This window comes from Neisseria sp. HMSC061H08 (genome assembly GCF_001836795.1).
In the GTDB taxonomy this organism is placed as follows: Bacteria; Pseudomonadota; Gammaproteobacteria; order Burkholderiales; family Neisseriaceae; genus Neisseria; species Neisseria subflava_A.
The window spans coordinates 75,778-101,216 of the sequence record NZ_KV830562.1 but is presented as its reverse complement, the minus strand read 5'-3'; the positions used below and the strand labels follow the sequence as shown (position 1 = coordinate 101,216).

The window sequence follows — 25,439 nt, the reverse complement described above, 5'->3', positions numbered from 1 at the left end:
GGTGTGTGTATTATTGCAATAATTGGAAGAATAAAATCGTCAAAACATCTCATTTATTGGTAAAAAACACTATGGATATTTTGGATAGGCTGGTCGAATTGGCGCAGGTAAAAGGCAGCGTGGATGTTCAATGTCTTTTTCGGGGGGAATGGTATGTGCGGCATGAGCCAAAGCGTGCGCATGGTTTGGTGCATATCGTCACTGCCGGTTCGGGTTATATCCGAATTGATGGGGAGCAAGAGGCCAGGCTGCTGAGTGCGGGGGATATCATTTTTTTTCCGCGCAGCGTAGGGCATACTTTGAGCAACGACAGCAGTTGTGAAAATCTTGGCGTCAACGTGCTGACGAGTGAAAAAGGCGCATTTAAAGTCAAGCGAAGTCATGCAGGAGGCGATGCGGCTTTGCATCTTTTCTGCGCGCGGTTTGAATATGAAGCGCAGGCGGATATTATGGCGGGTCTGCCTGACACGGTCTTGCTGAATATCAACCATCCTTCTTTACAGTATTTGGTGGCATTGTTGCAGTATGAGAGCGGTCAGGCTTTGTCCGGCTCGGTAGCGGTTGTGAATGCATTGGCTTCGGTGTTGCTGGTATTTCTACTTCGAGCCAGCCTGGAGAAAAATGGGGAAGCGCAATTAAGCGGTTTGCTGAATGGTTGGCAGGACAAACGCCTGCGGAATTTGCTTCAGGCAGTAGTGGATAAGCCGGAAGAGGAGTGGAATATCGAGAAAATGACCGCGATTGCCAACTTATCTCGCGCCCAGTTAATGAGGGTATTCAAGCAGCAGACGGGAACAAGCCCGCATGCCTTTGTGAACAGTATCCGCTTACAGCAGGGGGCATTATTGTTGAAACAGACGGCGGATTCGGTTTTATCGGTTGCGCTCTCGGTCGGTTTTCAATCGGAAACGCATTTTGGCAAGGCATTTAAAAAGCAATATGGGATATCGCCGGGGCAATATCGTAAAAGTGATCGCGCTGATGAAGCAGCAGTACAAGCGGAAGAAATGCCGATTTATTTTATTTGAACAGATGATAAAAGGCCGTCTGAAAGTGTAAAAATGAAATCTAGGATTTCTAAAACACTTTTCAGACGGCCTTAATTTTAAAATGCGTCAATCAAACAGAATCAGTCCAGTTTTTTGAAATGACGGCGACGTTCCAATTCGCTCAGGTAGCGTTTACGCAGGCGGATGGATTGTGGCGTGATTTCAACCAGTTCGTCATCGTCGATGAACTCAACTGCACCTTCCAAAGTCAATTTGATAGGCGTAGTCAGGCGCACGGCTTCATCTGTACCGCTGGCACGGACGTTGGTCAGTTTTTTGCCTTTCAGAGGGTTTACCACCAAGTCGTTGTCGCGGCTGTGAATACCGATAATCATGCCTTCGTAGACCTTGTCGTTTGGAGAAACGAACATACGACCGCGGTCTTCCAAGTTCCACAGGGCGTAAGCAACAGCTTCACCTTGCTCTTGAGAAACCAGTACGCCGTTGTGACGACCTGGCATATCGGGTTTAACCGGTGCGTAGTCGTCAAAAACGTGGCTCATCAAGCCGGTACCGCGGGTCAAGGTCAGGAACTCGCCTTGGAAACCGATCAGGCCGCGGGCAGGAATGTGGTATTCAAGGCGGGTACGGCCATTGCCGTCGCTTTCCATATTGGTCAATTCGCCACGGCGACGGCCAAGCTCTTCCATAACGGCGCCTTGGTTGTCATCAGGTACGTCCACAGTCAGATTTTCGTAAGGCTCGCATTTTTGACCGTCAATTTCACGGAATACCACGCGCGGTTTGCCGACTGCCAATTCAAAGCCTTCGCGGCGCATGTTTTCCAACAAAATGGTCAGGTGCAATTCGCCACGGCCGGAAACGCGGAATACATCAGCGTCGGCAGTATCTTCAACACGCAGGGCAACGTTGGTCAGCAATTCTTTTTGCAGGCGGTCGCGGATTTGGCGGGAAGTCACGAATTTGCCTTCAGTACCGGCCAAAGGAGAAGTATTGACCATAAAGTCCATGGTCAGGGTCGGTTCGTCCACACTCAACATTGGCAAACCTTTAGGATTGTCTTTGTCGGTAATGGTTACGCCGATACCGATGTCTTCGATACCGGAAATAATCACGATATCGCCGGCTTCAGCTTCTTCCAAAGGTACGCGGTCCAAGCCTTGGAAACCCAACAGCTGGTTGATGCGGCCTTGGGCAACTTGTTCTTCATGGTTCATAACGGCAACGACTTGGCCGGGTTTGATGCGGCCGTTCAGGATGCGGCCGATACCGAGGCGGCCGGTGTAGTTGTCGTAGTCCAGTTGGGAAATTTGCAGTTGCAGCGTTTCGTCCGCGCTGCCGCTTGGTGCGGGCGTATGTTTTAAGATGGTCTCAAACAGAGGACGCATATCGTTGCTCTCGTCGGTTTCTTCCAATTTGGCAAAGCCGGAGAGGCCGGAAGCATAAACGATAGGGAAGTCCAATTGTTCGTCTGTTGCACCTAAGTTGTCGAACAATTCGAATGTTTGGTCGATAACCCAGCTTGGACGGGCAGACAATTTATCGATTTTGTTGATAACAACGATAGGTTTCAGACCCAAAGCCAAGGCTTTTTTGGTCACGAAACGGGTTTGCGGCATAGGGCCTTCTTGTGCGTCAACCAACAGTACGACGCAGTCAACCATGCCCAATACACGTTCCACTTCGCCACCAAAATCGGCGTGTCCCGGGGTATCTACGATGTTAATGTGGTAGCCTTCGTATTCGATGGCGGTATTTTTAGCGAGAATGGTAATGCCGCGTTCTTTTTCAAGATCGTTGCTGTCCATGACGCGTTCTTCGACTTGCTGGTTGGAACGGAATGTACCGGACTGGCGCAGCAATTGGTCAACTAATGTGGTTTTGCCATGGTCGACGTGGGCGATGATGGCAATATTGCGGATTTGTTTCATGATAATTTATGTGTTTCAGCTAGGTGCTTAAAAAAAAGATAACTGGCGATTATAGCACGATTACTAAGTGTTGACGGAGTAGAAGATTCAAAAAAAACGAGGCGAAAGCAGTTGAGAATAATTCATAATTAAATTTGATTGATTTTGTTGGATTATTTGCTTTTATTTATGGTTAACGAATGTAAATGTTTTTGAATAATGCAATGGATTCTTAATACTAATGTCAAAAAAATATTATTAAAAACAGTGGATTAATTTTTCAGACGGCCTTTTGGGTGGGTTAAATTTTTTGATAATTGTTTGTATTTTAAATAAAAAATTTGTCAAAACCGCTACTTGTGCATACAATCCGCTCATTCCGTAACAACACACGAATCTTCATTTCGTGATCGTCAACTTTTAAAAGAAAGAGAAAGAATTATGCAAGGCAACCAAGCAGTTATTGATTACATGAATGAATTGTTGTCCGGTGAGCTGGCTGCTCGCGACCAATACTTTATCCACTCTCGTCTGTACTCTGAATGGGGTTACAACAAACTGTTCGAACGTTTGAACCACGAGATGGAAGAAGAAACTACTCACGCTGAAGACTTCATCCGTCGTATCCTGATGTTGGGCGGTACTCCTAAAATGACCCGTGCCGAACTGAACATCGGTACTGACGTAATCTCTTGCCTGAAAGCAGACTTGAACACTGAATACGAAGTACGCGATGCGTTGAAAAAAGGCATCAAACTATGTGAAGAAGCTCAAGACTACGTTACCCGCGATTTGATGGTTGCTCAACTGAAAGACACTGAAGAAGATCACGCTCACTGGTTGGAACAACAATTGCGTCTGATCGAATTGGTCGGCGAAGGCAACTACTACCAAAGCCAACTGTAATCTAGCGTATAACATACAAGGAGCTGAATATGAAAGGCGATCGCTTAGTTATTCGCGAGCTGAACAAAAACTTAGGTTTGTTGCTGATTACCATTAACCAATACTTCCTGCATGCCCGCATTTTGAAAAACTGGGGCTTTGAAGAATTGGGCGAACACTTCTTCAAACAATCCATCCGCGAAATGAAATCCGCAGACGATTTAATCGAGCGTATTTTGTTCTTGGAAGGCCTGCCTAATCTGCAAGAATTGGGTAAACTGTTGATCGGTGAATCTACCGAAGAAATCATTGCTTGCGATCTGAAAAAAGAGTATGAAAAACATGATGCTCTGGTTGCAGCCATCGCTCTTGCAGAAGAGCAACAAGACTACGTCAGCCGTGATTTGTTGGAAAAACAAAAAGACATCAACGAAGAACACATCGACTGGCTCGAAACTCAGCAGGAATTGATTGGTAAAGTCGGTTTGCCAAACTACCTGCAAACAGCGGCGCAAGAGGACTAAAACACAAACCACTGCCAAATATAGCAGTCCCTGCTCCCATCGACGGCATATCTTTACGGATATGCCGTTTTCTTTTATAAAAATGCTTAAAGGCCGTCCGAATGTTCAGACGGCCTTGATTTTATATCGCTTTCAAACGGTATAGATAAGTAGTTTCCTTGTTTCTGGCAAACGCCAAAGGATCGGATTCATCTATTGCTTTTTTGTGTTGCGGTTTAGTTTTCAAAATATCGACTACATTGAGTGAGGCCGTCTGAAAGCATTGGTTTAAGAAGTCTTTATCGCGTAAATGCAAGTGTTCTGCCAAATCTGAAATAATCAGCCAGGCTTCACCGTTTGGATTTAAGTGATGACGTACGCCGTTGAGGAAGGCTGTCAACATGGCATTGTTTGGGTCGTAAAGTGCAGTTTCAATGGCGGAGGTCGGTTTTGCCGGCAGCCAAGGCGGATTGCAGACGATAAGGTCGGCGCAGCTTTCAGGAAATAAATCAATCGATTGGATACTGACAGCTTTATCCAAGCCTAGACGCTCAAGGTTTGTTGTGGCACAGGCAATTGCTTTGGGGTTGGTGTCTGTGGCAATGATGTTGGGTATGCCTCGTTTGGCCAAAATGGCGGCAATAACGCCTGAGCCGGTGCCGATGTCAAAGGCCGTCTGAATATTGGGGGTGAGTGGCGCTTGTGCGATTAAATCCAAATACTCGCCACGCAATGGAGAGAATACGCCGAAAGGAACATGGATTTTTCCGTTAAGCTGAGGAATGTTTATGCCTTTTTTGTGCCATTCGTGTGCGCCGATGAAACCCAGCAGTTGATTCAGTGGTAAGAGAAACGGTTTGTCGTTTGGTGTGTCGTAAACATCGCACAGAGCGGCGTAGATGTCGGGTGCACGCGCATTGTTCAGTTGAAAATTAGGTTGGATTTCGATGGCAAGCATATTGAGCAACCGGCTTTGTTGCGCTTGTTTCATACGGTGGGCATGAAAGGCCGTCTGAATATCGGCAGGTGCGCCTTTCTTTTTTTCAGACGGCCTGCGGATACGTTTTTTCATTGCAGATAAGACTTGCTTGGCATTGTGAAAATCGCCGGTCCAAACGGTTGCAGTTTGCGCGTGGGCATTTTTTAAGATTTCTGCTGCGCCTGCTTCTTGTATGTAAACCGCCTGCTTGGGCGGCTTTTGTGTGCTTTCGTTGCGCCATTCGATGTCGGAACGGTCGGTAGGGATGATGTGGGGCATAGTGTGTTTCAAATCGGGGAAATAGGGGATTAGTTTACTATATTTAGGATATGTTCGGTTTGAGGGAGGGCTTTTAAAAGTCTAAATTAGACAAAATGTATAAAGATTTCTTAGGTTTTAAAAATTATACTAATATTTTGATAAAAATAGATTGTCGTTTTGTCTAAAATGAGTATAATGCAAAACCAGAACACAATAATCTTAATCAGATTTGGACAAGGAACATCATGCAATTAGACATTGACCGTTTGGTTGCCTATTTTGGCGGCGTAAACGCGCTGGCCGAAGCCCTGAAACAGCATGACCCGGAAAATGCTGCAACGACGGCGGCTATCTATAAATGGCGTACACGTGGTTCCCTGCCTTTGGCTCAGTTGCAAAAACTGACCGCTTTGGCGGAAGCGCAAGGCAGACCGCTTGATTTGAATGCTTTTTTACAAAAAAACGAATCTCTGGAGAGAACAGAAATGACACAAACCAACCGCGTTATCATTTTCGATACCACCATGCGCGACGGCGAGCAGTCGCCCGGTGCATCCATGACCAAAGAGGAGAAAATCCGCATTGCCCGCCAGTTGGAAAAGATGGGTGTCGATGTGATTGAAGCAGGTTTTGCCGCAGCCAGTCCGGGCGATTTCGAGTCGGTTAATGCGATTGCCAAAATCATCACCAAATCCACAGTCTGTTCGTTGGCGCGCGCCGTTGAAAACGATGTGCGCAAAGCGGGCGAAGCCGTTTCCCCCGCTCCGAAAAAACGTATTCACACTTTTATCGCCACCAGCCCCATCCACATGGAGCACAAACTGAAAATGAAGCCGCAGCAAGTTATCGATGCGGCGGTCAAAGCGGTGAAAATTGCCAAAGAATACACTGACGATGTGGAATTTTCTGCCGAAGACGCCGTGCGTTCGGATTTGGACTTCCTCGCCAAAATCTTTACGGCGGTTATCGAAGCGGGCGCGACTACAATCAACATTCCCGATACTGTCGGCTACTCCATCCCTTCCGTATGGTACGAGCGTATCAGCAACATCATCAAAAGCGTGCCCAACGGCGACAAAGTAGTCTGGTCGACCCACTGCCATAATGACTTGGGTATGGCGGTTGCCAACTCGCTGGCTGCTGTTCAGGCAGGCGTGCGCCAGGTGGAATGCACCATCAACGGCTTAGGCGAACGTGCGGGTAATGCCAGCCTTGAAGAAATCGTGATGGCGTTGAAAGTGCGCCACGACCTTTTCGGCTTGGAAACTGGCATCGATACCACGCAAATCGTGCCGGTATCCAAACTAGTGTCCACCATTACCGGTTATCCGATTCAGCCAAACAAAGCGGTAGTCGGCGCAAACGCCTTTGCACATGAATCAGGCATCCATCAGGACGGCGTGTTGAAACATCCTGAAACCTATGAAATCATGACTGCCGAATCAGTCGGCTGGTCAACCAACCGCCTGACTTTGGGCAAACTTTCCGGTCGCAGCGCATTCCGCAGCAAGCTGGCAGATTTGGGCATCGAGTTGGAAAGCGAAGAGGCGTTGAACGCGGCATTTGCACGCTTCAAAGAGCTGGCGGATAAGAAACGCGAAATCTTTGATGAAGACCTGCATGCTTTGGTGTCTGACGAAATGGGCAATATGAATACCGAAAGCTACAAATTCATTTCCCAAAAAATCAGCACTGAAACCGGCGAAGAACCGCGCGCCGATATTGTGTTCAGTATTCGTGGCGAAGAAAAACACGCTACCGCTACCGGCTCTGGCCCTGTTGATGCCATCTTCAAAGCCATTGAAAGCGTAGCACAAAGTGGCGCAACCTTGCAGATTTACTCTGTCAATGCGGTGACGCAAGGTACAGAAAGCCAAGGCGAAACTTCTGTCCGCCTGCAACGTGGCGACCGTGTGGTCAACGGCCAAGGTGCGGATACCGACGTATTGGTGGCAACTGCCAAAGCCTATTTGTCTGCGCTGAGTAAATTGGAATTCGGCCAAGCCAAGCCAAAAGCGCAAGGCAGCGGCATGATTTGATTTGTGGCATGATTTAATTTTTTGAAAAAGTAAAGGCCGTCTGAAATCGTAGTGATATGTTTCAGACGGCCTTTTTTATTTGGTTAAAAAATAGTTTGTTTATTGAAGTTTAAGCAGTCGGTCTTGTTCGACAGATAATACGCCGTTTACTTTTTTGAAATAGGCAATGGCATCTTCAATCTTGGTCTTGGAAGACGGACGAATAGCAATGCCGTTCAGGTTTTTGTATTCATAAATCAAACTTGCGCCGGAGGCTTTTACTGCTTTTAGCAATGGCGCAGAACCGGTTTGGGCATCATAGAAGATAATCAGGTTGCCGGTAGTATCTTGGGCTTGTTGCTGAGATGGAGTGGCGGTTGATTGAGCAGGAATACTTGGGCTTTGGCAGGCGTAAAGCAGGGTGGAGAGTAGGATGAACAGGTGTTTCATGATGTTGATTTAATTTAATCAATAAACAAGGCCGTCTGAAAAGTGTAAAACGAAATCTAAGTTTCCCTTTACAATTTCAGACGGCCTTAGTCCGTTATGCTTCGGGCAATTCCATGGCTAGAACGGTTTGTTCTTGTTTGGCACGGAAAGCGGCCAATTTTTCAGCCAATTCAGGATTTTCGTTGGCCAAAAGTGAAATGGCAAACAGCGCTGCATTGGCCGCACCGGCTTCGCCAATGGCAAATGTGGCAACTGGAACGCCTTTGGGCATTTGCACAATCGAAAGCAGGGAGTCTTCGCTGCGTAGATATTTACTGGGAACGGGAACGCCCAAGACGGGAACCGTGGTTTTTGCAGCGACCATACCCGGCAAATGCGCTGCGCCGCCTGCGCCAGCAATGATGGCTTTGATACCGCGTTCTCGTGCGGTTTCGGCGTATTCAAACATCAAATCAGGCGTACGGTGTGCAGAGACGACACGTGCTTCGTATTCAACGCCGAATTCTTTGAGAAATTGTGCTGCCTGCTGCATCACCGGCCAATCGCTGTTGCTGCCCATAATAATGCCGACTTGGATCATGTGGAGTTCCTTTTGCTTGAATGGATTAAGGGTAAAAAAATATTCAGACGGCCTTGGGGATGACAAGGCCGTCTGAACGTTTATCTTTGTTTGAGACTGATGGAAGCGCGTTTTGCCGCTTCGCTGTTGGGGAAGCTTTGTATCAGTTTGCGCCATGTGCTGCGGGCGATGTCTTTTTGTTGCAGTTTGTATTGGCACTGGCCGATGCTGTACATGGCATCGGGAGCTTGCGGGCTGTTGCGGAATCGGTTGGCGTAGCGGTTGCCGATTTCGATAACGGATTCGCAGTTGCCCAGACGTTGTTGGCTTTGCAGGAGCAGGTACATATTGCGGCGGGCAATTTCGCTGCCATTGCCGCCGTCAGCCTCTTTCAAAATGGCTACTGCGGCAGAGAAGTTGTTACGCTGATAGTATTTTTGCGCCTGATTATAAAGGCGCAGTTCGTTTTGCGAAGCTGAGTCTGTTTCAGACGGCACGCTGCCGCCATTGGCCAAATAGTTCATTTTCAGCTTGCGGTCGTCCAATCGCTGGGCTTTGGGGTTGGAAGCCGAAGTAGTCGGACGCTTGATGGTTCGTTGTTGTTCCAGTGTGTGCAAGCGTTGATTTAATTCTTCAACCGTGCGTTCCAGTCGGGCAATTTGTATACCTAAGTGGTCAATCTGGGTTTGTGCGTCCAAGCGTGGATAGGGGATACTTTTTTCATGCAAAGGCTCGCGTGGAATATCCGGCAGGACAAAGTTGGGATTGTCGGCAGGTTGGGGAGGATGGGAAACGGCGCATGATGCGGCCAATAGAGTAAGCGGCAAAAGAAACAGGGAATGTGATAATGTTTTCATCGGATTGTGTCGTTTTATTTTTTTAGTAGCAGTGTCAAACCGTCGCCGACAGGCAGGGTAATGGGAATAATGCGTGTATCGTGCGGTAGATTTTGGTTGAAATGGCGCAAGATATCCAAGCTGGGCGGATCGTTTTCGGCAGCTTCATTCATGACGCGCCCACCCAATAAGATATTGTCGATGGCAATCACGCCGCCACTCCGTACCAGCTGCAAACAGCGTTCAAAATATTGCGGCGTAGGCGGTTTGTCGGCATCGATAAGTGCCAAGTCGTAGCTTTCCGATTCGCCTTGCGCAATCAAGTCGTCCAAAGTCAGCAAAGCAGGTTGCAGATGAAGCGAGATTTTATGCGCTATGCCTGCTGCCTGCCATGTTTCTCGGGCAATATCGGTAAAGGTTACATTGATATCGCAAGCCGTGATTTTGCCGTCTTCGGGGAGGGCGAGTGCCATGGCGGTGCTGCTGTAACCGGTAAAGACACCAACTTCCAAATATTTCTTGGCATTCAATAATTTGGCCAACCACACCAACATGGCTGCCTGCTCTTGGGCAATAGCCATCTTTCCCAGACGATGTGATTGGGTACGCTCGCGCAATGCGGTCAAAACGGGATGTTCGGATTGACCGATGCTGTTGAGGTAATGTTGTAATGCCGGATCGGTATTGTGCGTGTTGGTCGTCATGCCGATACAGGATTAGTCTTGATAGTAGGTGTAGGGTTTTTTGTTGATTTTGGCCGCTTCAAACTCGGCCTGCTCTGTTGGATTGAGGGTAACATCCCACAGCAAATGGCGGTTTTCGAGGCGTTGCGCTTCCATTTCGGGATTGTCTTCCATGAGTTTGTCGAGGAATTGGGTAGCTTCGGATTTGTAGTGGTACATGATGTTCTGCCTGAATCGTTGTCAGACCGTCATTATAGCCGATATTTTTTGCTAGTACGCTAATTAATCGAACTTCCATAAGGTATAATGGCACGTCTTTTTTAGGCCGTCTGAAGCCTTTGCTCAATGTTTTGTCCCTTCTGCGGCAGAATATTGTGCAAAGGCTTAAGCCAGACAAGTTTCAGACGGCCTTTTTTATTGTGAAAAGAGCTGCTTATGTTAAAGAAATGGCTGCATAAAGTGTTGCCTAAAAAACACGTCAAATCGTTGCCCGAAAAGGAAATTATCCCGCTTGAGCAACACGGTATCCGCGCGGATATGTTGAGCTTTGCCGCGGAGAAAATTGCCAAACGCCTGTATGAAGCCGGTTTTCAGGCTTATGTTGTGGGCGGGGCCGTTCGGGATTTGTTGCTCGGGGTCGAGCCCAAAGACTTTGATATCGCAACCGATGCCACGCCGGAGCAAATCCGCAAAGTATTCCGCCGCAGCCGCATTATCGGCCGCCGCTTCCAAATCGTTCATGTGATGATCGGCCCTGAAACCATTGAAGTCACGACGTTCCGCGGTGGCGATAAGGTTCAGCAAAATGCGCAAGGCCGCATTATGAAGGACAATACTTACGGCAGCATTGAAGAAGATGCCATGCGCCGCGACTTTACTTGCAATGCGCTGTATTACGACCCGATTAAAGAGGAAATTTGGGACTTTCATCAGGGCGTGGCTGATGTTGCCGATAAAAAATTGGTGATGATAGGCGATCCTGCCGAACGCTATCAGGAAGATCCTGTCCGTATTCTTCGCGCCGTCCGTTTGTCGGGCAAATTGGGTTTTGAAGTGGAAGAGCAAACGGCGTTGCCGATTGCCGAATATGCAGGCCGTCTGAAAAATGAGCCGGTGGCCCGTCTTTTTGACGAAATTCTGAAAATCCTGTTTTCCGGTTATTCCCGTGCCTGTTTGAAACGGTTGAACGATTTGGGTATTCCCGAAGGCATCCATCCGCTTTTAGATGCCTTGAAAACTGCTGAAGCGGCTGAAAACCGTATGATTATGTTGGCCTTGAAAAATACCGATGAGCGTATCCGTGCGGATAAGTCCGTTTCCGTCGGTTTCGTATTGGCGGCGGTATTGTGGCCGACACTAAATGCTATGTGGCAACGCAATTTAAGCCATGGACAAAAACCTGTCCCTGCATTGATGGATGCGATGAACACCATGCGTGACACAGTAGAGAAAGGTTGGGGCGTACCGCAACGATTTTCTGCAACTATGCGTGAAATCTGGCAATTTCAGCCGCAATTCGACAATATGCGCGGCGCCCGCCCGTATCGCCTACTATCGCAAGCCCGTTTCCGAGCCGCTTATGATTTTCTGATTTTGCGTAGCGAGGTTGGTGAGGTTGATAAAGAGATGGCTTCTTGGTGGACAACTTTCCAACATGCCGATGAGGAAACCCGTCAGCAAATGACTGCGGCTAATGATCACAAACGTCAGAAACAAAGTGGATCAACTGATGGAAAACCCAAACGTCGCCGCCGTCGTCCGAAAAAGAAAACCACTGAGGCTGAATAAATTATCAAAATAAATTTAAGGCCGTCTGAAACGATTAAATCTTTTGAGATTTGGTTTTCAGACGGCCTTCGTATTTCAAAAAAACCGCAGGTCTTTCAACCTGCGGTTTGCTTTTACGATTTGTTTTCTTCGCTGTCGAGGAAGCTGCGGAGGCGGTCGCTGCGGGTCGGGTGGCGTAGCTTGCGCAGGGCCTTGGCTTCGATTTGACGGATACGTTCACGAGTTACGTCAAATTGTTTGCCGACTTCTTCCAAAGTGTGGTCGGTATTCATATCGATACCGAAACGCATACGCAAAACTTTGGCTTCGCGCGGTGTCAGGCTTTCGAGGATTTCTTTGGTTACTTCGTGCAGGCTGGTGTACATCGCAGCTTCTGCCGGAGCAACGTTGTTGGCATCCTCGATGAAGTCGCCCAAGTGCGAATCATCGTCATCGCCAATCGGTGTTTCCATGGAAATCGGCTCTTTGGCGATTTTCATGATTTTGCGGATTTTGTCTTCCGGCATTTCCATTAGCTCGGCCAGTTTGGCGGAATCAGGCTCTTCACCGGTTTCTTGCAGGTATTGGCGCGAGATACGGTTCATTTTGTTGATGGTTTCAATCATGTGAACCGGAATACGGATGGTACGCGCTTGGTCGGCGATGGAACGGGTAATCGCTTGACGGATCCACCATGTGGCATAAGTAGAGAACTTGTAGCCTCGGCGGTATTCGAATTTGTCTACCGCCTTCATCAGACCGATATTGCCTTCTTGAATCAAATCAAGGAATTGCAAGCCGCGGTTGGTGTATTTTTTTGCAATGGAAATAACCAAACGCAAGTTGGCCTGAATCATTTCCTGTTTGGCGGCTGAGGTTTCTTTCTCGCTCAGCACCATGTTTTTGTTGATTTCTTTCAACTCTTCGATGGAAATGCGGGTTTCGGTTTCCATATTAGCCAGCTCGGCTTGTTTTTCGAGGATGGCGTGGCGGAAACGATCTAAAGCATTGGCCCACACTCGGCCTTTGGCTACTTCTTTTTCAACCCATTCCAAATCGGTAATAGCAGGCAGGAAGTTTTCGATGAAGTAGTCGCGTTCCATACGTACGCGGTCGATGCAGATATCGCGGATTTCGCGTTCGAGTTTGCGGATGTTTTCAACGCGGCTGCGCAGGTTGCTGCTCAAATTTTCGATTTGGCGTGTGGCAAAACGGACTTCCAGCAGTTTGTTGGCAATGGCATCGCGGTGTTTCAGGTAGTTGGCGTGTTGGCTGCCGTGTTTTTCCAGCTGCTTGATCATTTTGCCGTATTCGCTCTCGATAAAGGCGAAATGTTCCAACACTTTTTGTTTCAGTTCGGCCAAATGGGCGGCGGACATGGCTTCGGAATCGCTGCCGGAGTCATCTTCATCATCTTCGTCGTCATCTTCGACTTCGCTGTCGGTCTCGCCTTCTTCATCGTCAGGTTTGGCATTTTCCAAATGACCCAGACCCAATTCGTTTAATAAAACTTCATTAGGGTCGATGATGGCTTCAACCACTTCATCCACACGAATTTCGTCGTTGCGGACTTGTTCGATCAAAGCCAAAATTTCGGCAATTGAACCAGGGCAGGCGGAAATGGCCTGCACCATGTTTTTCAGTGCATTTTCGATTTTTTTGGCGATGATGATTTCGTCTTCACGCGTCAACAGATCGACTTGCCCCATTTCACGCATATACATACGCACAGGGTCGGTAGTGCGGCCAAATTCTGAATCTGCACTGGAGAGTGCTGCTTCGGCTTCTTCAACGGCATCGTCGTCGGTCATGGCGGCGGCGTTGTCGCTCAAGAGGATGTCTTCAGCATCAGGAGCCTGCTCGGTTACCTGGATACCCAAACCGGAAATCATGCTGACGATGTTGTCGATTTGCTCGGCGTCGGACATATCGTCGGGCAGCGCGTCGTTAATTTCAGAATAAGTGATGTAGCCGCGTTCTTTACCCATGATAATGAGTTGGCGCAGACGCGCGCGCTGCTCTTCGATACTCAAGGGACGGTTGTCGTCTTGGTCTTGGTATTCTTCGTAGTTTTGGTTTTTAGACATGGATTGCTCTCTAGGTTGATAGGATGCCGACGGTTTACGGTGATGTAGCCGTACCTGAAGGCGGAGCAGAGCTTTTTGTTGTGAAATCAGATTTCACTTTAATACTCTGAGGCCGTCTGAAAATATTACAGATGGAGTGTTCTGCGTGTCATGTTTCGCAGCGTGTGTTTAGATTGTTCAGACGGCCTGAGGGGTTAGTTTTGCTTTGCCGTCAAAAGCGACAGCAAAAGTCTTTTTTCATTTTCGGTCAAACCAGTTTGAATACTTTTTTGCTTTAAAGTTTCGATTTGACTGTATTTTAATTCATTTAACAACTTTTTCATGCCGATTTGGAAACTTTCGCAATCTTCTTCGTCATCCCCTTCCATTTCTTCAGAGTGAAGGGTCGATAAAAAGATTTGATTGACGGTTTCCTCATAGGGCGAACCGCGCATATATTCAAGCACTTGTGCGGTTGCAGGAGTCGTATCGTGATGTTTGATGGTTTCGGCCAGATTGGCAAGGCAGGCAAAGTCGCCGCTTAAAGCCAGATAATCGGGCAGGTCTATATATGAAGCCCAAGCCGGATTTATCAAGAGGCTGCGTATCTGTCTTTGAACCAGTGTCAGCATGGTTGGCTGTTTGACAGAAATGGGCGGCAGTTTGTAACTTTTTTGTTTGACGTGCCGCTTTGGCGCTTCTTGTCCGAGTAACTGGGCGAGGTTGTCCGGGTCAATGCCTACCAGCTCGCTGAGTTTTTGTTTTAGAAGATAGCCCAATGCCGGCGCGGTAATCTGAGCCAAAAGCGGAGAACTGGTTTTGACCAACTCTGCTTTGCCTTCTTGCGTATTGAGGTTGAGGCCGTCTGAAAGATGTTCCCAAAAATATTCGGATAGGGGCTTGCTTTGGTTTAACAAAGCATCTTCAAATTGCGTCTTACCGTAGGTGCGAATGTAGCTGTCGGGGTCGTGTTCTTCGGGCAGGAAGAGAAAATGTAGCGATTTATCGTCTTTTAATTGCGGCAACGCATTTTCCAGCGCGCGCCAAGCCGCTTTACGTCCCGCGCCGTCGCCGTCAAAACAAAAATAAATACTGTCTGCCTGACGCATTAGGATTTTGACATGTTCCGCCGTGGTTGCCGTACCTAGAGCCGCCACGCCGTAGCCGATGCCGAACTGCGCCAGCGCGACCACGTCCATGTAACCTTCGACCACCAAAATCCGTCCGGCCTCTTTTACGGCAGCACGCCCTTCATATAGCCCGTAAAGGTTTTTCCCTTTATCGAACAAAGGAGTGTCCGGCGAGTTGAGGTATTTGGGTTTGGAGTCGTCCAATACGCGGCCGCCAAATCCGATGACCTGCCCACGCGGATTACGGATAGGGAACATAATCCGATGGCGAAAGCGGTCATAATGTTTACCTTCGTTATCAATGACCATGCCCGTATCCACCAACGCAGTATTCGGGTACGGTTGGAACACTTGTGCCAAAGGCTGCCAACCGTCAGGTGCATAGCCCAAACCGTAATGCGCGATGACTTCCGCACTCAAGCCGCGTTTGTCTAAATAAGTTTTCGCTGCCGGATTGAATTTCAACTGTTGCGCGTAAAAATCCGCTGCCGCTGCCGTCGTTTCTTCCAAAGTCTGCTGTTTTTTCTTGCGTTCGGCACGGATTTCGGGATTGTCTTCCTGCCCACGAACTTTAGGCACCGTCATGCCCACACGATCAGCCAAAAACTGCACCGCCTCCGGAAACGACAGCCCTTGATGCTCCATCACAAAACCAATCGCCGAACCATGCGCCCCGCAACTGAAACAATGGTAAAACTGCTTGGTCGGGCTGACCGAAAACGACGGTGTCTTTTCCTTGTGGAATGGACAACAAGCCATATAGTTCGCCCCGCCTTTCTTCAGCGGAACCTGCTCGTCGATAATATCGACAATATCGACTTTGGACAAAAGCTCGTCAATGAAATCAGATGGAATCATGGTTCGGCAGAAGAGGATGGACGGAAAACATTTCAGACGGCCTTATAAACAGACAAAGGCCGTCTGAAAATGGAATTTCGAATGAGGGTTGAAATGAGTTTTGTATTATAGCAAATTGTTGTAATACATGTGTCTTATCCTTTTGAGGTAGAGTATTAATAATCGTATTTCATTTGTAATTAAGATGGATATGATGTCGCTAAACCAAAGATCGGCTGTAAGATATTCAGACGGCCTTTGCTGTTGTCTTATTTTGCGATTCAGTTGCGCTTTCATGGTATGAATATGATAATGAACGTATATCCTCGGTTTTAGAAAGGTCGTTTCTCATGAAAGATTTTGCTCGTTTGCTCAACCATCCCGATATTTCCTTTTCTCCGATCCCAGATGCCATTAAAGTTGATAACCCTGCAACAGGTGAGGCTTTGGCGTTTGTCCGTAAGACTGATTCAGACGGCCTGAAGCTTTTGATTCAAAAGGCAGAGACCGCGCAAAAATTATGGGCGGCAAAAACTGCGTTGGAGCGCGCCGATGTGTTGTGGCGTTGGTATTTTTTAATTAAAGAAAACAAAGAAGAACTGGCGCGTATCATGACGATGGAGCAGGGCAAAAGCCTGACTGAGGCGCGTGGTGAAATTGATTATGCGGCTTCGTTTGTGCGCTGGTTTGCGGAAGAGGCTCGGCGGATTGACGGCGATGTGTTGACGAGTGTGAAAGCGTCGCAAAAACTGGTTGTATTGAAACAGCCTGTCGGCGTTACCGCTGCGATTACACCGTGGAACTTCCCATCTGCGATGATTGCGCGCAAGGCTGCGCCTGCTTTGGCGGTGGGCTGCGCGATGATCGTTAAACCTGCATCGCTCACACCTTTGAGTGCGTATGCATTGGCTGTCTTGGCTTATGAAGCGGGCGTACCGCAGGATTTGTTGCCCGTCGTCAGTGGCCGCGCTTCGGAAATCAGTCATGAATTTGCCACGAACCCGACCGTGCGCAAAATCAGCTTTACCGGCTCGACCGAAGTCGGCGCGAAAATTTTTGCCGACAGCGCGGCGGACATTAAAAAACTCAGTTTGGAGCTGGGCGGCAACGCGCCGTTTATCGTGTTTGACGATGCCGATTTGGACAAAGCCGTCGAAGGCGCACTTGCCAGCAAGTTCCGCAACAGCGGCCAGACCTGCGTCTGCACCAACCGCGTTTATGCTCAATCCGGCATTTACGACGAATTTTGCCGCAAATTAAGCGAAAAAGTAGCCGCGCTCAAATTGGGCAACGGCTTGGATGAGGGCGTCAACCAAGGGCCGCTGATTGAGGAAAAAGCGGTAGAAAAAGTTGAGCAACACATTGCCGACGCATTAGCTAAAGGTGCAAGTTGTCTGACCGGCGGCAAACGCAGCGCGTTGGGCGGAACATTTTTTGAGCCGACCGTCTTAAGCGGCGTAACGGCGCAAATGGCGGTGGCGCATGAAGAAACCTTCGGGCCGTTGTGTCCAGTATTCCGTTTTGAAACCGAAGCCGAAGTCATCGCGGCTGCGAACAATACAGAATACGGTTTGGCAGCTTACCTTTTCACCTCCGACACCGCCCGTCAGTGGCGCGTCGGCGAAGCCTTGGAATACGGCATGGTCGGCATCAATACGGGCTTAATCAGTAATGAAGTAGCACCGTTTGGTGGCGTAAAACGCAGCGGTTTGGGACGTGAAGGCAGCAAATACGGTGCGGACGAGTATTTGGAATTGAAATATTTGTGTATTGATGTGGCGGAATAAGGCTGTACAGTAAAGGCCGTCTGAAATTTGGTTTTCAGACGGCCTTTTTTAAACGCAGAAAAGGTATCGGATAATTTTCATATTGTGAGAACGATCTTTATAAAAAGCAAAACCATAAGAAACAAAGTTGCAAAAATTTTGTCACATGTTTATAAAATTAGTTTGATAACTATTTTGATGTTTTTAATCTTGTTGGATGTGTATTTCAAGTTTCTAGCTGTAGTTTTTTGAGTGATGGCAGCGGAAATTTTGGATAATACAACCGTGAGCAAGGAAGGATTGTTTTTTTTGCTCACACAGTGTGGCTCATATCGATAGCGTGGGAACTTTATCTAGGCTGCAATTTTGTGGTGTGACTTTTATAAAAAAGGTGATGTGAATGTTGAAGAAATTTTTAGTCCTGTTTTGCGTAGCTTTCACCGGCGCATGCAGTTCCTTTGATGGAGACGATTTGACAAATGGCTCATATTCTCAAGGGAAACGGCTTGATCCGAATTGTGATCATTATGCTGTCGGCGGTAGTGGCGGCGGTTGTACACCGTCAGGTCAATGGCATCTTAAAGATAAACAAGGACAAAGAGTGCCATTCTAGTTTTTAAAAATGATTGTAGAACGGGCATTTAATTATTTAGGCCGTCTGAAATTTGGTTTTCAGACGGCCTCTGGTTTAGAGTAGATCATGGATGGCTGAACGTTCTTCTTCTAATTCGGCCAGCGTAGCGGCAATACGTTTTTGGCTGAATTCGTCCGACAAATCCAAGCCTTGGACGATGCGGTAGCTGCCTTCGTCGCAAATGACGGGGAAGCCGAAAATCAAACCTTCGGGAATGCCGTAAGAGCCGTCGGATGGAACGCCCATGGTTATCCATTTACCGCTGCTGCCGAGCAACCAGTCGCGCAGGTGGTAGATGGCGGCATTGGCTGCGGAGGCCGCGGATGATGAGCCGCGTGCGGCAATAATGGCGGCACCGCGTCCGGCGATTTTCGGCATGAAGACTTCGGTGTTCCAGTCGGGTTCGGTAATCATGTCTTGGACGGACTCGCCGTTGCTGGTGGCGTAGCGGTAGTCGGCGTACATGGTCGGGCTGTGGTTGCCCCAGACGCACATTTGCTCGATGGAAGTAATCGGGCGGTTGATTTTTTCGGCAATTTGGCTGACTGCGCGGTGGTGGTCGAGTCGCATCAGGGCGGTGAAGTTTTCCGGCGGGATGTCGGGCGCGGACTTCATGGCGATGTAGGCGTTGGTGTTGGCCGGGTTGCCGACGACGAGGACTTTGACATTGCGATGGGCAACTTTGTTCAACGCCGCGCCTTGTACTTTGAAAATTTCAGCGTTGGCATGCAGCAGGTCGGCGCGTTCCATGCCTTGCGTACGCGGGCGCGCACCAATCAAGAGGGCGATGTCGGCATCTTTGAAGGCGACTTCGGGATCGTCTGTGGCGAAGATGTCGGCTAAGAGGGGGAAGGCGCAATCCTGCATTTCCATAATCACGCCGCGTAATGCTTGTTGCGCCTGCGGCAGGTCGAGCAGTTGCAGGATAACGGGTTGGTCGCGTCCGAGCATGATGCCGCCGGCGATACGGAAGAGGGTGGCGTAGGCGATTTGCCCTGCCGCGCCGGTAACGGCGATTCGGACGGGTGGCTTGAGAGTCATATTTTTCCTTTTGAAGTCGTTGTTTTACTTGGTTTTCGGATTATAGCAGTATTATGTGCCGAATGATGTAGGAAGGCCGTCTGAAATTTGATTTTCAGACGGCCTTCAGTGTTTGAAAAGATTATTCGTCGTTTTTCTTTTCAGCTTGTTCTTCGGCAGCTTCATAGGCTTCGACGATTTTCTGTACCAATGGATGGCGGACAACGTCTTCGCTGGTGAAGGTGTGGAAATACAGGCCTTCTACATCGCGCAGTTTTTCGCGTGCATCTTTCAGGCCGGATTTGATGTTGCGCGGCAGGTCGATTTGGCTGATGTCGCCGGTAATGACTGCTTTGGCACCGAAGCCGATACGGGTCAGGAACATTTTCATTTGTTCGGGCGTGGTGTTTTGCGCTTCGTCCAAAATGACATACGCGCCATTTAAGGTGCGGCCGCGCATATAGGCCAGCGGCGCAATTTCAATCAAACCTTTTTCCATCAGTTTGGTTACGCGGTCGAAACCCATCAAGTCATAAAGCGCATCGTAAAGCGGTCTCAGGTAGGGGTCGACTTTTTGCGCTAAATCGCCCGGCAGGAAGCCGAGTTTTTCGCCTGCTTCGACTGCGGGGCGCACCAAAACGATGCGTTCGATTTGGTGCTTTTCCATGGCATCGACGGCGGCGGCAACGGCAAGATAGGTCTTACCCGTACCGGCAGGGCCTAAGCCGAACACGACATCGTGGTTGAGTAAGGCGCGGATATAGCCGTTTTGGCGCGGGGTGCGGCCGCCGATGCTGCCGCGTTTGGTGCGGAAATAGTATTGTTGGTCGTGGTGTTTTTCTTCGTGTTTTTCATCTGCGGTTTTGGCTTCGACGGCCGCGAGGCTGATGGCGTTGTCGTCCAAGTCGCCTTTTTCTGCGGCTTCGGCAAGCGACAGCAAGGCACGGCGGCCGGCGTGTGCCAGTTCGCCCATGAAGGTGAAATGTTCGAAGCGGCGGCTGATTTGGATATCAAGGGCTTTGCCTAAGGCTTCAAGATTGCTGTCGAGCGCGCCGCACAGGCGTTGCAACACGGTATTGTCAATTTCTTCAAACTGCAGATGGACGGTGTGGGTCATATCGGTTTCCGTAAATAAATCTATTTTTCCGTATTATACCCTTGTTCAGACGGCATGCTTTATAATACGTCGCTTCTTTTTGATAAACCGTTTCAATTAAAATGAGTCACACTGCTTCTCCTCAATCGGAATTTCTGCGCGGTATTAAAGAAACCTCGCCCATGCTGATCGGCTTGTTGCCGTGGGCGCTGATTTTGGGTATGCAGGGCGGGCAGAAGGGCATGAGTTGGCTGGAAATGCTGCTGATGACGGGCATGAACTTTGCCGGAGGTTCGGAATTCGCCGCAGTCAATTTGTGGGCAAATCCTTTGCCGATTCTGCTGATTGCAACGGTTACGTTTATGATTAATTCGCGCCATATTCTGATGGGTGCGGCGATTGCGCCGTATATGAGGGATATGCCGTTGAAAAAGGCGATGCCTGCGCTGTTTGTGATGTGTGATGAAAGCTGGGCAATGGCGTTTGCTGAAATTCAAAAGCGTAAGGCGGCAGGTTTGCCTGCGTTCAATATGCCGTTTTATGCCGGCGTGTGCTTTATTTTGTATGTAACTTGGATTGGTTTTGCGGCGTTTGGCGCGGCAGTCGGCCCGATGTTCGGCGATGTGGCGGCATGGGGCTTCGGCATGGCGTTTCCGGCGGTGTTTTTGGTGTTGTTGCGCGGTATGTGGAAGAGCTTTGCGGCTTCACGCCCTTGGTTTGTCAGCCTGATTGTGGCGTGCGTAACCTATTTGACCGTGGACGGCGCATGGTATGTTCCGGCCGGAGCGTTGTCGGGTTTGTTGGCGGCGTATTTTTGGGGAGAGCAAAAATGAAGGATTTGTTGTCGCTGCAATCGTTTTTGCTGTTTTTGAGTATGTTGGCCGTTACCTATTCGACCCGATTAATCGGCTTTTTTGCATTGCGCAACCGTACGTTAAGCCGTCGTGCGCAAGTGGTGATGGAGGCCGCACCGGGCTGCGTGTTGATTTCCGTGATTGCGCCTTATTTTGTATCGGACAAACCGCATGAGCTGATTGCCATTGCTTTGACGGTATTGGCGGCCAGCCGGTTTTCGATGTTGGTGACGGTATTAATCGGCGTTGGTACTTCGGGCATACTCGGTTATTTGATGAAATAAAAAATTTTCAGACGGCCTTACTTGTTATAATGGCCGTCTGAATTTTTTGATAAAGCAAAAACATGGCAAACCAACGACTCATCTATGGCTTTCACGCCGTCAATGCCCGTTTGTGGCAAAACCCGAAATCGATTACCGAACTCTATATCCAAGAGGGCAAATCCGATGCGCGCACCCGCGATGTATTGGATAAAGCGGCCTCTGAAAACGTACGTGTGCATTTTGCCGATGCCGACCGCCTGAATGCCATCAGCAAAGGGGCGCGTCATCAGGGCGTGGTCGGGTTTATCGATGCTTCCAAAAACCATGTTCACTTGGAAGATGTGTTGGAAAACCTGAGCGAACCGCCGTTTTTGCTGGTATTGGACGGCATTACCGATCCGCACAACCTCGGCGCGTGTCTGCGTACTGCCGATGCGATGGGTGTACATGCCGTGATTGCACCTAAAGACAAAAGTGCCGGCCTGAATGCGACCGTCAGCAAGGTTGCCTGTGGTGCGGCGGAAACCGTGCCGTATATTACCGTAACCAATCTTGCCCGTACTTTGCGTGAGCTGAAAGAATACGGCATTTGGATTGTCGGTACGGACATGGGCGGCGACTCCGACCTTTACCACTGCGACTTGCCCGACAGCGTGGCTTGGGTAATGGGCAACGAAGGCGAGGGCATGCGCCGCCTGACGCGCGAACATTGCGATATGCTGGTATCAATTCCGATGTTTGGCACGGTAGAAAGCATGAACGTTTCCGTCAGCGCGGGCATGGTATTGAGCGAAACCCGCCGTCAGCGGGTGTTGAAAGCAGAGAAATAACGCTTAGGTTTGTGAACAGAAAACGTCGTCTGAAAACCGGAAATTCGGTTTTCAGACGACGTTTTTACCGAATTTTCACTGAATCCAAAGGTGTAATGACCAAACAATATGTGCTGCAACAACTATTGCCACACAGGAAAACTCTGTTTTCTATTGGGCAACTGAAAAAGGTACAGCAGAGGTCGATTTTGTTCTGCAACGTAAGCAAGCTGTGATTCCGATTGAAGTCAAAGCAGAAGAAAATTTAAAAGCGAAAAGTTTGAAAGTGTATGTAGAACAATTTCAGCCTGAGCAAGCAATTCGTTTTTCCATGGCGGACTATAGAGAGCAGGATTGGCTGGTGAATGTGCCGTTGTATAGAATTGATTTGTAGATTTATTAAGGAGTAAACATGCAATTCAAATTATTAGGTAGGAATGAAAAGTTACCTTATCATGCTAAAAATTTAGTCTGTTTAACTATAGACTTATGGAATGATTATAGCTATGTAACTATGTTTTTTATGAATGTATTTGATAATGGAGGAAATGTATATCGTATAGGTAATGTTAAAATAGGATTTGAAGGACAAACAGAAGAAATTGCTACTTACAAAAAAATCCAAGAAATTTTTAATTCCAATGCATTTAATTTACTACCAGACTCATTTTTTTCTCTTGGTCAAGATGTCGAATTTTATGTCGAAATACAGAAATTACCAGAAGATATAAGAACAGTAATTTTAAATAGTTTAAATGATATTGTACATAAGCCAGAGTTCTTTGATAAATTTCAGAATGAACCTGTTTTCAATACCTCTTTAATGAGAAGTATCAGAAAACAAACAATTGAAGAGCAATTTAGACGAATACTGGATGGAAAATCTAAATTAGATGATTTTAACTTTTATTTTATTCGAAGTGAAAAAGACAATATAGGAAAAATAAGTCTTGAGTTTAATGTTATTGCAAACTCTATGCCAAGTTCAAATATACACGCTATTATTGGTAGAAATGGTGTTGGCAAAACAACACTGTTAAACGGAATGATTAAATCATACATAGATAAAACTGATAATAATGAAGGTGGGTTTTATGAAAAAAATCCTTTAAGTATTTTCTCTGGGAACGAATTTAAACCGATTGGTGATGATTATTTTAGTCATTTAGTTGCTGTGTCTTTTAGTGTGTTTGATCCATTTATTCCAAATAGAAAAGAACTGAAATATTACCATTATATTGGATTAAAAGAATCTAACGAGAAGCTTAAAGAGCCAGTAAATTATTTTAAAGAAGATTTTTGGGATGCATTTTCTATATGTAAATCGTTATTTGCTAAGAAAGAACGATGGCTAAATGCAATTAAAAATTTAGAATCAGATAATAATTTTTCAGAAATGAACTTAAGTGGTTTAATGAATGATGACTATAATAAGGAAAAGGTATTAAGAGTTATTAAAAAAATGAGTTCAGGACATGCTTCTGTTTTATTAATCATGACTCAATTAGTTGCAAAAGTTGAAGAAAAAACCCTTGTTTTACTCGATGAGCCTGAAAGTCATCTCCATCCCCCACTTCTTTCCGCATTTATTCGGGCTTTATCTGAATTACTTGACAATAGAAATGGTATTGCAATTATTGCAACACATTCACCAGTTGTACTACAGGAAATCCCAAAATCATGTGTCTGGAAAATTGAGCGAACAGGAACAAGAACCGATCCTTTCAGACCTAATATTGAAACGTTTGGAGAAAACGTAGGAGTACTAACAAGAGAGGTTTTTGGTTTAGAGGTTACCAAGTCTGGTTTTCATAAGATTCTGGATTCAAAAGTTAAAGACAATAATAGTTATGAGGAAATTGTTTTGGAATTTAAAGAACAACTTGGAACAGAAGCAAAGATTTTATTAAAAACATTAATTAGGTTAAGGGATAAAAAAATTAATGGAGAAATAAAATGATCCGATTAGTCTTACCTAACTCTATACAATCACATAGCGAAGTTATTAATTTGTGCTGTGAAAGGGATGTGAATTATAAACAACATGTATTAAATAACCAAAATTTTCTCATAAATAAAGGAAATGATTACGAAAGCTATTCTAGAGCAAATAATTTATATATGTTTAATAATATTTTACCTAAGTCAATACATATTACAGGTAGTTTAGAAAATGAGCATATGGTTAAGTTATATGAGTACTGTTTACGTGATTGTAGATGTGGAGATGTATATAACACAATTATTAATTTGGCAAAATCTCCTCTAATACAATGTCCTTTTTGCGGGGGAATTGGTGACCCTACACAGTTAGATCATTTTCTTCCTAAAGCAAGATATGGACATTTCTCTGTGTTGCCTTATAACTTAATTCCAATATGTAAGGATTGTAATACAGAATATAAAAAAGAGTTTTTCCCTATAAGTAAGGATGAACAATTAATTCATCCTTATTTGGATGATGATTGTTTTTTTAACCAACAGTGGTTATACGCTGTGTATATGGAAGAAACTGTTACATATTCTGTTGTTCCTCCTGCAACATGGTCAAATGACAAAAAAGAAAAAATCCGTTTTCATTTTCAGACTTTTAATCTTGCAGAACGTTTTTCTAAAAAAGCAGTAGGTCCATTATCGGACTTATTAAATCAAATAGAAGCCTCTAAGGCTTGTGGTATGAGTAAAGATATGTTTGAATCGAGTATAATAGAGTCAGTTATTCAAAATGAATCAAGGGTTAATTCTTGGAAAAGAGTCTTATTCTTAGCTATTAAAAATAAACTTTCAGATATCTGGTCAGCAAATTAAAAACTTAAAATATGTATAAAATTTCCTAATGCTCTACTCCAAGGAATTTTTGCTTTGATAGTAAGTTTTTCAAGCGGTCAGATTTTAAAGGCTGATTGCAAAAATGCCTGAAAATCTAACGCCCCTTTAATGGATAATTTGAAACATATCTCCGCGTGGAAAATGGGCGTGTAAGCACTAGATAGGGTGGGCTTTTGCCCGCCATTTTATCTGTAGCGAATTTCTGTGCTAAAACCATCTTCTAAAAATTCCCTTTGACATCCCCCATCTTTCCCGATAATTCGATAAACGA

22 protein-coding genes and 1 pseudogene are annotated in these 25,439 nt (G+C 46.8%); 12 read left to right on the top strand and 11 right to left on the bottom strand.

Annotated features, from left to right (window positions below):
• The first annotated feature begins 71 nt into the window (after positions 1–71).
• Complete coding sequence (locus HMPREF2675_RS04480) at positions 72–1,028, top strand: cupin domain-containing protein (RefSeq protein ID WP_070814201.1); 957 nt, start codon at positions 72–74, stop codon at positions 1,026–1,028.
• Between the two features lie 101 nt (positions 1,029–1,129).
• On the opposite strand, the gene typA is transcribed toward HMPREF2675_RS04480, so the two are convergent.
• Positions 1,130–2,941 (bottom strand): translational GTPase TypA, encoded by a 1,812-nt coding sequence (gene typA, locus HMPREF2675_RS04475; RefSeq protein WP_070814200.1) that lies wholly within the window; start codon positions 2,939–2,941, stop codon positions 1,130–1,132.
• A 420-nt stretch (positions 2,942–3,361) separates the two neighbouring features.
• Here typA and bfr (HMPREF2675_RS04470) point away from each other — a divergent pair, with 420 nt between their 5' ends.
• Positions 3,362–3,826 carry a bacterioferritin gene (gene bfr, locus HMPREF2675_RS04470; protein WP_036491023.1) on the top strand — a complete coding sequence of 155 codons (465 nt, stop codon included), beginning with the start codon at positions 3,362–3,364 and terminating at the stop codon, positions 3,824–3,826.
• Positions 3,827–3,855: 29 nt separating this feature from the next.
• Positions 3,856–4,329 carry a bacterioferritin gene (gene bfr, locus HMPREF2675_RS04465; RefSeq protein WP_003680736.1) on the top strand — a complete coding sequence of 158 codons (474 nt, stop codon included), beginning with the start codon at positions 3,856–3,858 and terminating at the stop codon, positions 4,327–4,329.
• A 121-nt stretch (positions 4,330–4,450) separates the two neighbouring features.
• On the opposite strand, the gene HMPREF2675_RS04460 is transcribed toward bfr (HMPREF2675_RS04465), so the two are convergent.
• Entirely contained in the window at positions 4,451–5,566 is a 1,116-nt protein-coding gene (locus tag HMPREF2675_RS04460) for a methyltransferase (protein ID WP_070814199.1), read from the bottom strand.
• Between the two features lie 227 nt (positions 5,567–5,793).
• Here HMPREF2675_RS04460 and HMPREF2675_RS04455 point away from each other — a divergent pair, with 227 nt between their 5' ends.
• Entirely contained in the window at positions 5,794–7,587 is a 1,794-nt protein-coding gene (locus HMPREF2675_RS04455; protein ID WP_070814198.1) for a 2-isopropylmalate synthase, read from the top strand.
• A gap of 99 nt (positions 7,588–7,686) precedes the next feature.
• Here the strand turns inward: HMPREF2675_RS04455 and HMPREF2675_RS04450 are convergent, their stop codons facing one another.
• The 5 genes from HMPREF2675_RS04450 to HMPREF2675_RS04430 form a co-directional block, all read right to left on the bottom strand.
• Positions 7,687–8,016, bottom strand: a complete 330-nt coding sequence (locus HMPREF2675_RS04450) for a hypothetical protein (protein ID WP_070814197.1) — start codon at positions 8,014–8,016, stop codon at positions 7,687–7,689.
• A gap of 94 nt (positions 8,017–8,110) precedes the next feature.
• Positions 8,111–8,596 carry a 5-(carboxyamino)imidazole ribonucleotide mutase gene (gene purE / locus HMPREF2675_RS04445; RefSeq protein ID WP_070814196.1) on the bottom strand — a complete coding sequence of 162 codons (486 nt, stop codon included), beginning with the start codon at positions 8,594–8,596 and terminating at the stop codon, positions 8,111–8,113.
• A gap of 80 nt (positions 8,597–8,676) precedes the next feature.
• The gene (locus tag HMPREF2675_RS04440) at positions 8,677–9,432 is read right to left on the bottom strand and encodes a tetratricopeptide repeat protein (RefSeq protein ID WP_070814195.1); all 756 of its coding nucleotides are present in this window, start codon (positions 9,430–9,432) and stop codon (positions 8,677–8,679) included.
• A 14-nt stretch (positions 9,433–9,446) separates the two neighbouring features.
• Positions 9,447–10,115: a class I SAM-dependent methyltransferase gene (locus tag HMPREF2675_RS04435; protein ID WP_070814194.1), complete on the bottom strand. Its 669-nt coding sequence runs from the start codon at positions 10,113–10,115 to the stop codon at positions 9,447–9,449.
• Between the two features lie 12 nt (positions 10,116–10,127).
• Positions 10,128–10,313: a DUF3460 family protein gene (locus HMPREF2675_RS04430; protein ID WP_070814193.1), complete on the bottom strand. Its 186-nt coding sequence runs from the start codon at positions 10,311–10,313 to the stop codon at positions 10,128–10,130.
• A gap of 216 nt (positions 10,314–10,529) precedes the next feature.
• On the opposite strand from HMPREF2675_RS04430, the gene HMPREF2675_RS04425 reads away from it, so the two are divergent.
• Positions 10,530–11,882, top strand: a complete 1,353-nt coding sequence (locus HMPREF2675_RS04425) for a polynucleotide adenylyltransferase PcnB (protein WP_070814192.1) — start codon at positions 10,530–10,532, stop codon at positions 11,880–11,882.
• 113 nt (positions 11,883–11,995) lie between these two features.
• Here HMPREF2675_RS04425 and rpoD read toward each other — a convergent pair whose 3' ends face one another.
• Positions 11,996–13,948, bottom strand: a complete 1,953-nt coding sequence (gene rpoD / locus HMPREF2675_RS04420; protein ID WP_070814191.1) for an RNA polymerase sigma factor RpoD — start codon at positions 13,946–13,948, stop codon at positions 11,996–11,998.
• A gap of 194 nt (positions 13,949–14,142) precedes the next feature.
• On the bottom strand, positions 14,143–15,915 hold the full coding sequence (gene dnaG / locus HMPREF2675_RS04415; RefSeq protein WP_070814190.1) for a DNA primase: 1,773 nt from the start codon (positions 15,913–15,915) through the stop codon (positions 14,143–14,145).
• 329 nt (positions 15,916–16,244) lie between these two features.
• On the opposite strand from dnaG, the gene HMPREF2675_RS04410 reads away from it, so the two are divergent.
• On the top strand, positions 16,245–17,681 hold the full coding sequence (locus tag HMPREF2675_RS04410; protein WP_070814189.1) for an NAD-dependent succinate-semialdehyde dehydrogenase: 1,437 nt from the start codon (positions 16,245–16,247) through the stop codon (positions 17,679–17,681).
• Positions 17,682–18,348: 667 nt separating this feature from the next.
• Here HMPREF2675_RS04410 and HMPREF2675_RS04405 read toward each other — a convergent pair.
• Positions 18,349–19,335: a malate dehydrogenase gene (locus HMPREF2675_RS04405; RefSeq protein WP_070814188.1), complete on the bottom strand. Its 987-nt coding sequence runs from the start codon at positions 19,333–19,335 to the stop codon at positions 18,349–18,351.
• A 121-nt stretch (positions 19,336–19,456) separates the two neighbouring features.
• Complete coding sequence (locus HMPREF2675_RS04400) at positions 19,457–20,431, bottom strand: PhoH family protein (RefSeq protein WP_003746557.1); 975 nt, start codon at positions 20,429–20,431, stop codon at positions 19,457–19,459.
• Between the two features lie 101 nt (positions 20,432–20,532).
• On the opposite strand from HMPREF2675_RS04400, the gene HMPREF2675_RS04395 reads away from it, so the two are divergent.
• From HMPREF2675_RS04395 to HMPREF2675_RS11230, 6 genes and pseudogenes are all read left to right on the top strand, one after another.
• Entirely contained in the window at positions 20,533–21,243 is a 711-nt protein-coding gene (locus HMPREF2675_RS04395; RefSeq protein ID WP_070814187.1) for an AzlC family ABC transporter permease, read from the top strand.
• Positions 21,240–21,548: an AzlD family protein gene (locus HMPREF2675_RS04390; RefSeq protein WP_003680717.1), complete on the top strand. Its 309-nt coding sequence runs from the start codon at positions 21,240–21,242 to the stop codon at positions 21,546–21,548. Before HMPREF2675_RS04395 ends, HMPREF2675_RS04390 begins: the two co-directional genes overlap by 4 nt.
• Before the next feature lie 62 nt (positions 21,549–21,610).
• On the top strand, positions 21,611–22,360 hold the full coding sequence (gene rlmB, locus HMPREF2675_RS04385; protein WP_049322071.1) for a 23S rRNA (guanosine(2251)-2'-O)-methyltransferase RlmB: 750 nt from the start codon (positions 21,611–21,613) through the stop codon (positions 22,358–22,360).
• Between the two features lie 68 nt (positions 22,361–22,428).
• Positions 22,429–22,733 (top strand): annotated as a pseudogene (locus HMPREF2675_RS10900) (DUF4143 domain-containing protein); the annotation flags it as partial.
• 18 nt (positions 22,734–22,751) lie between these two features.
• Positions 22,752–24,299 carry an AAA family ATPase gene (locus HMPREF2675_RS04380; protein WP_070814186.1) on the top strand — a complete coding sequence of 516 codons (1,548 nt, stop codon included), beginning with the start codon at positions 22,752–22,754 and terminating at the stop codon, positions 24,297–24,299.
• Complete coding sequence (locus HMPREF2675_RS11230) at positions 24,296–25,147, top strand: HNH endonuclease (protein ID WP_141759949.1); 852 nt, start codon at positions 24,296–24,298, stop codon at positions 25,145–25,147. The genes HMPREF2675_RS04380 and HMPREF2675_RS11230 overlap by 4 nt, the downstream gene beginning before the upstream one ends.
• The last annotated feature ends 292 nt before the right edge of the window (positions 25,148–25,439 follow it).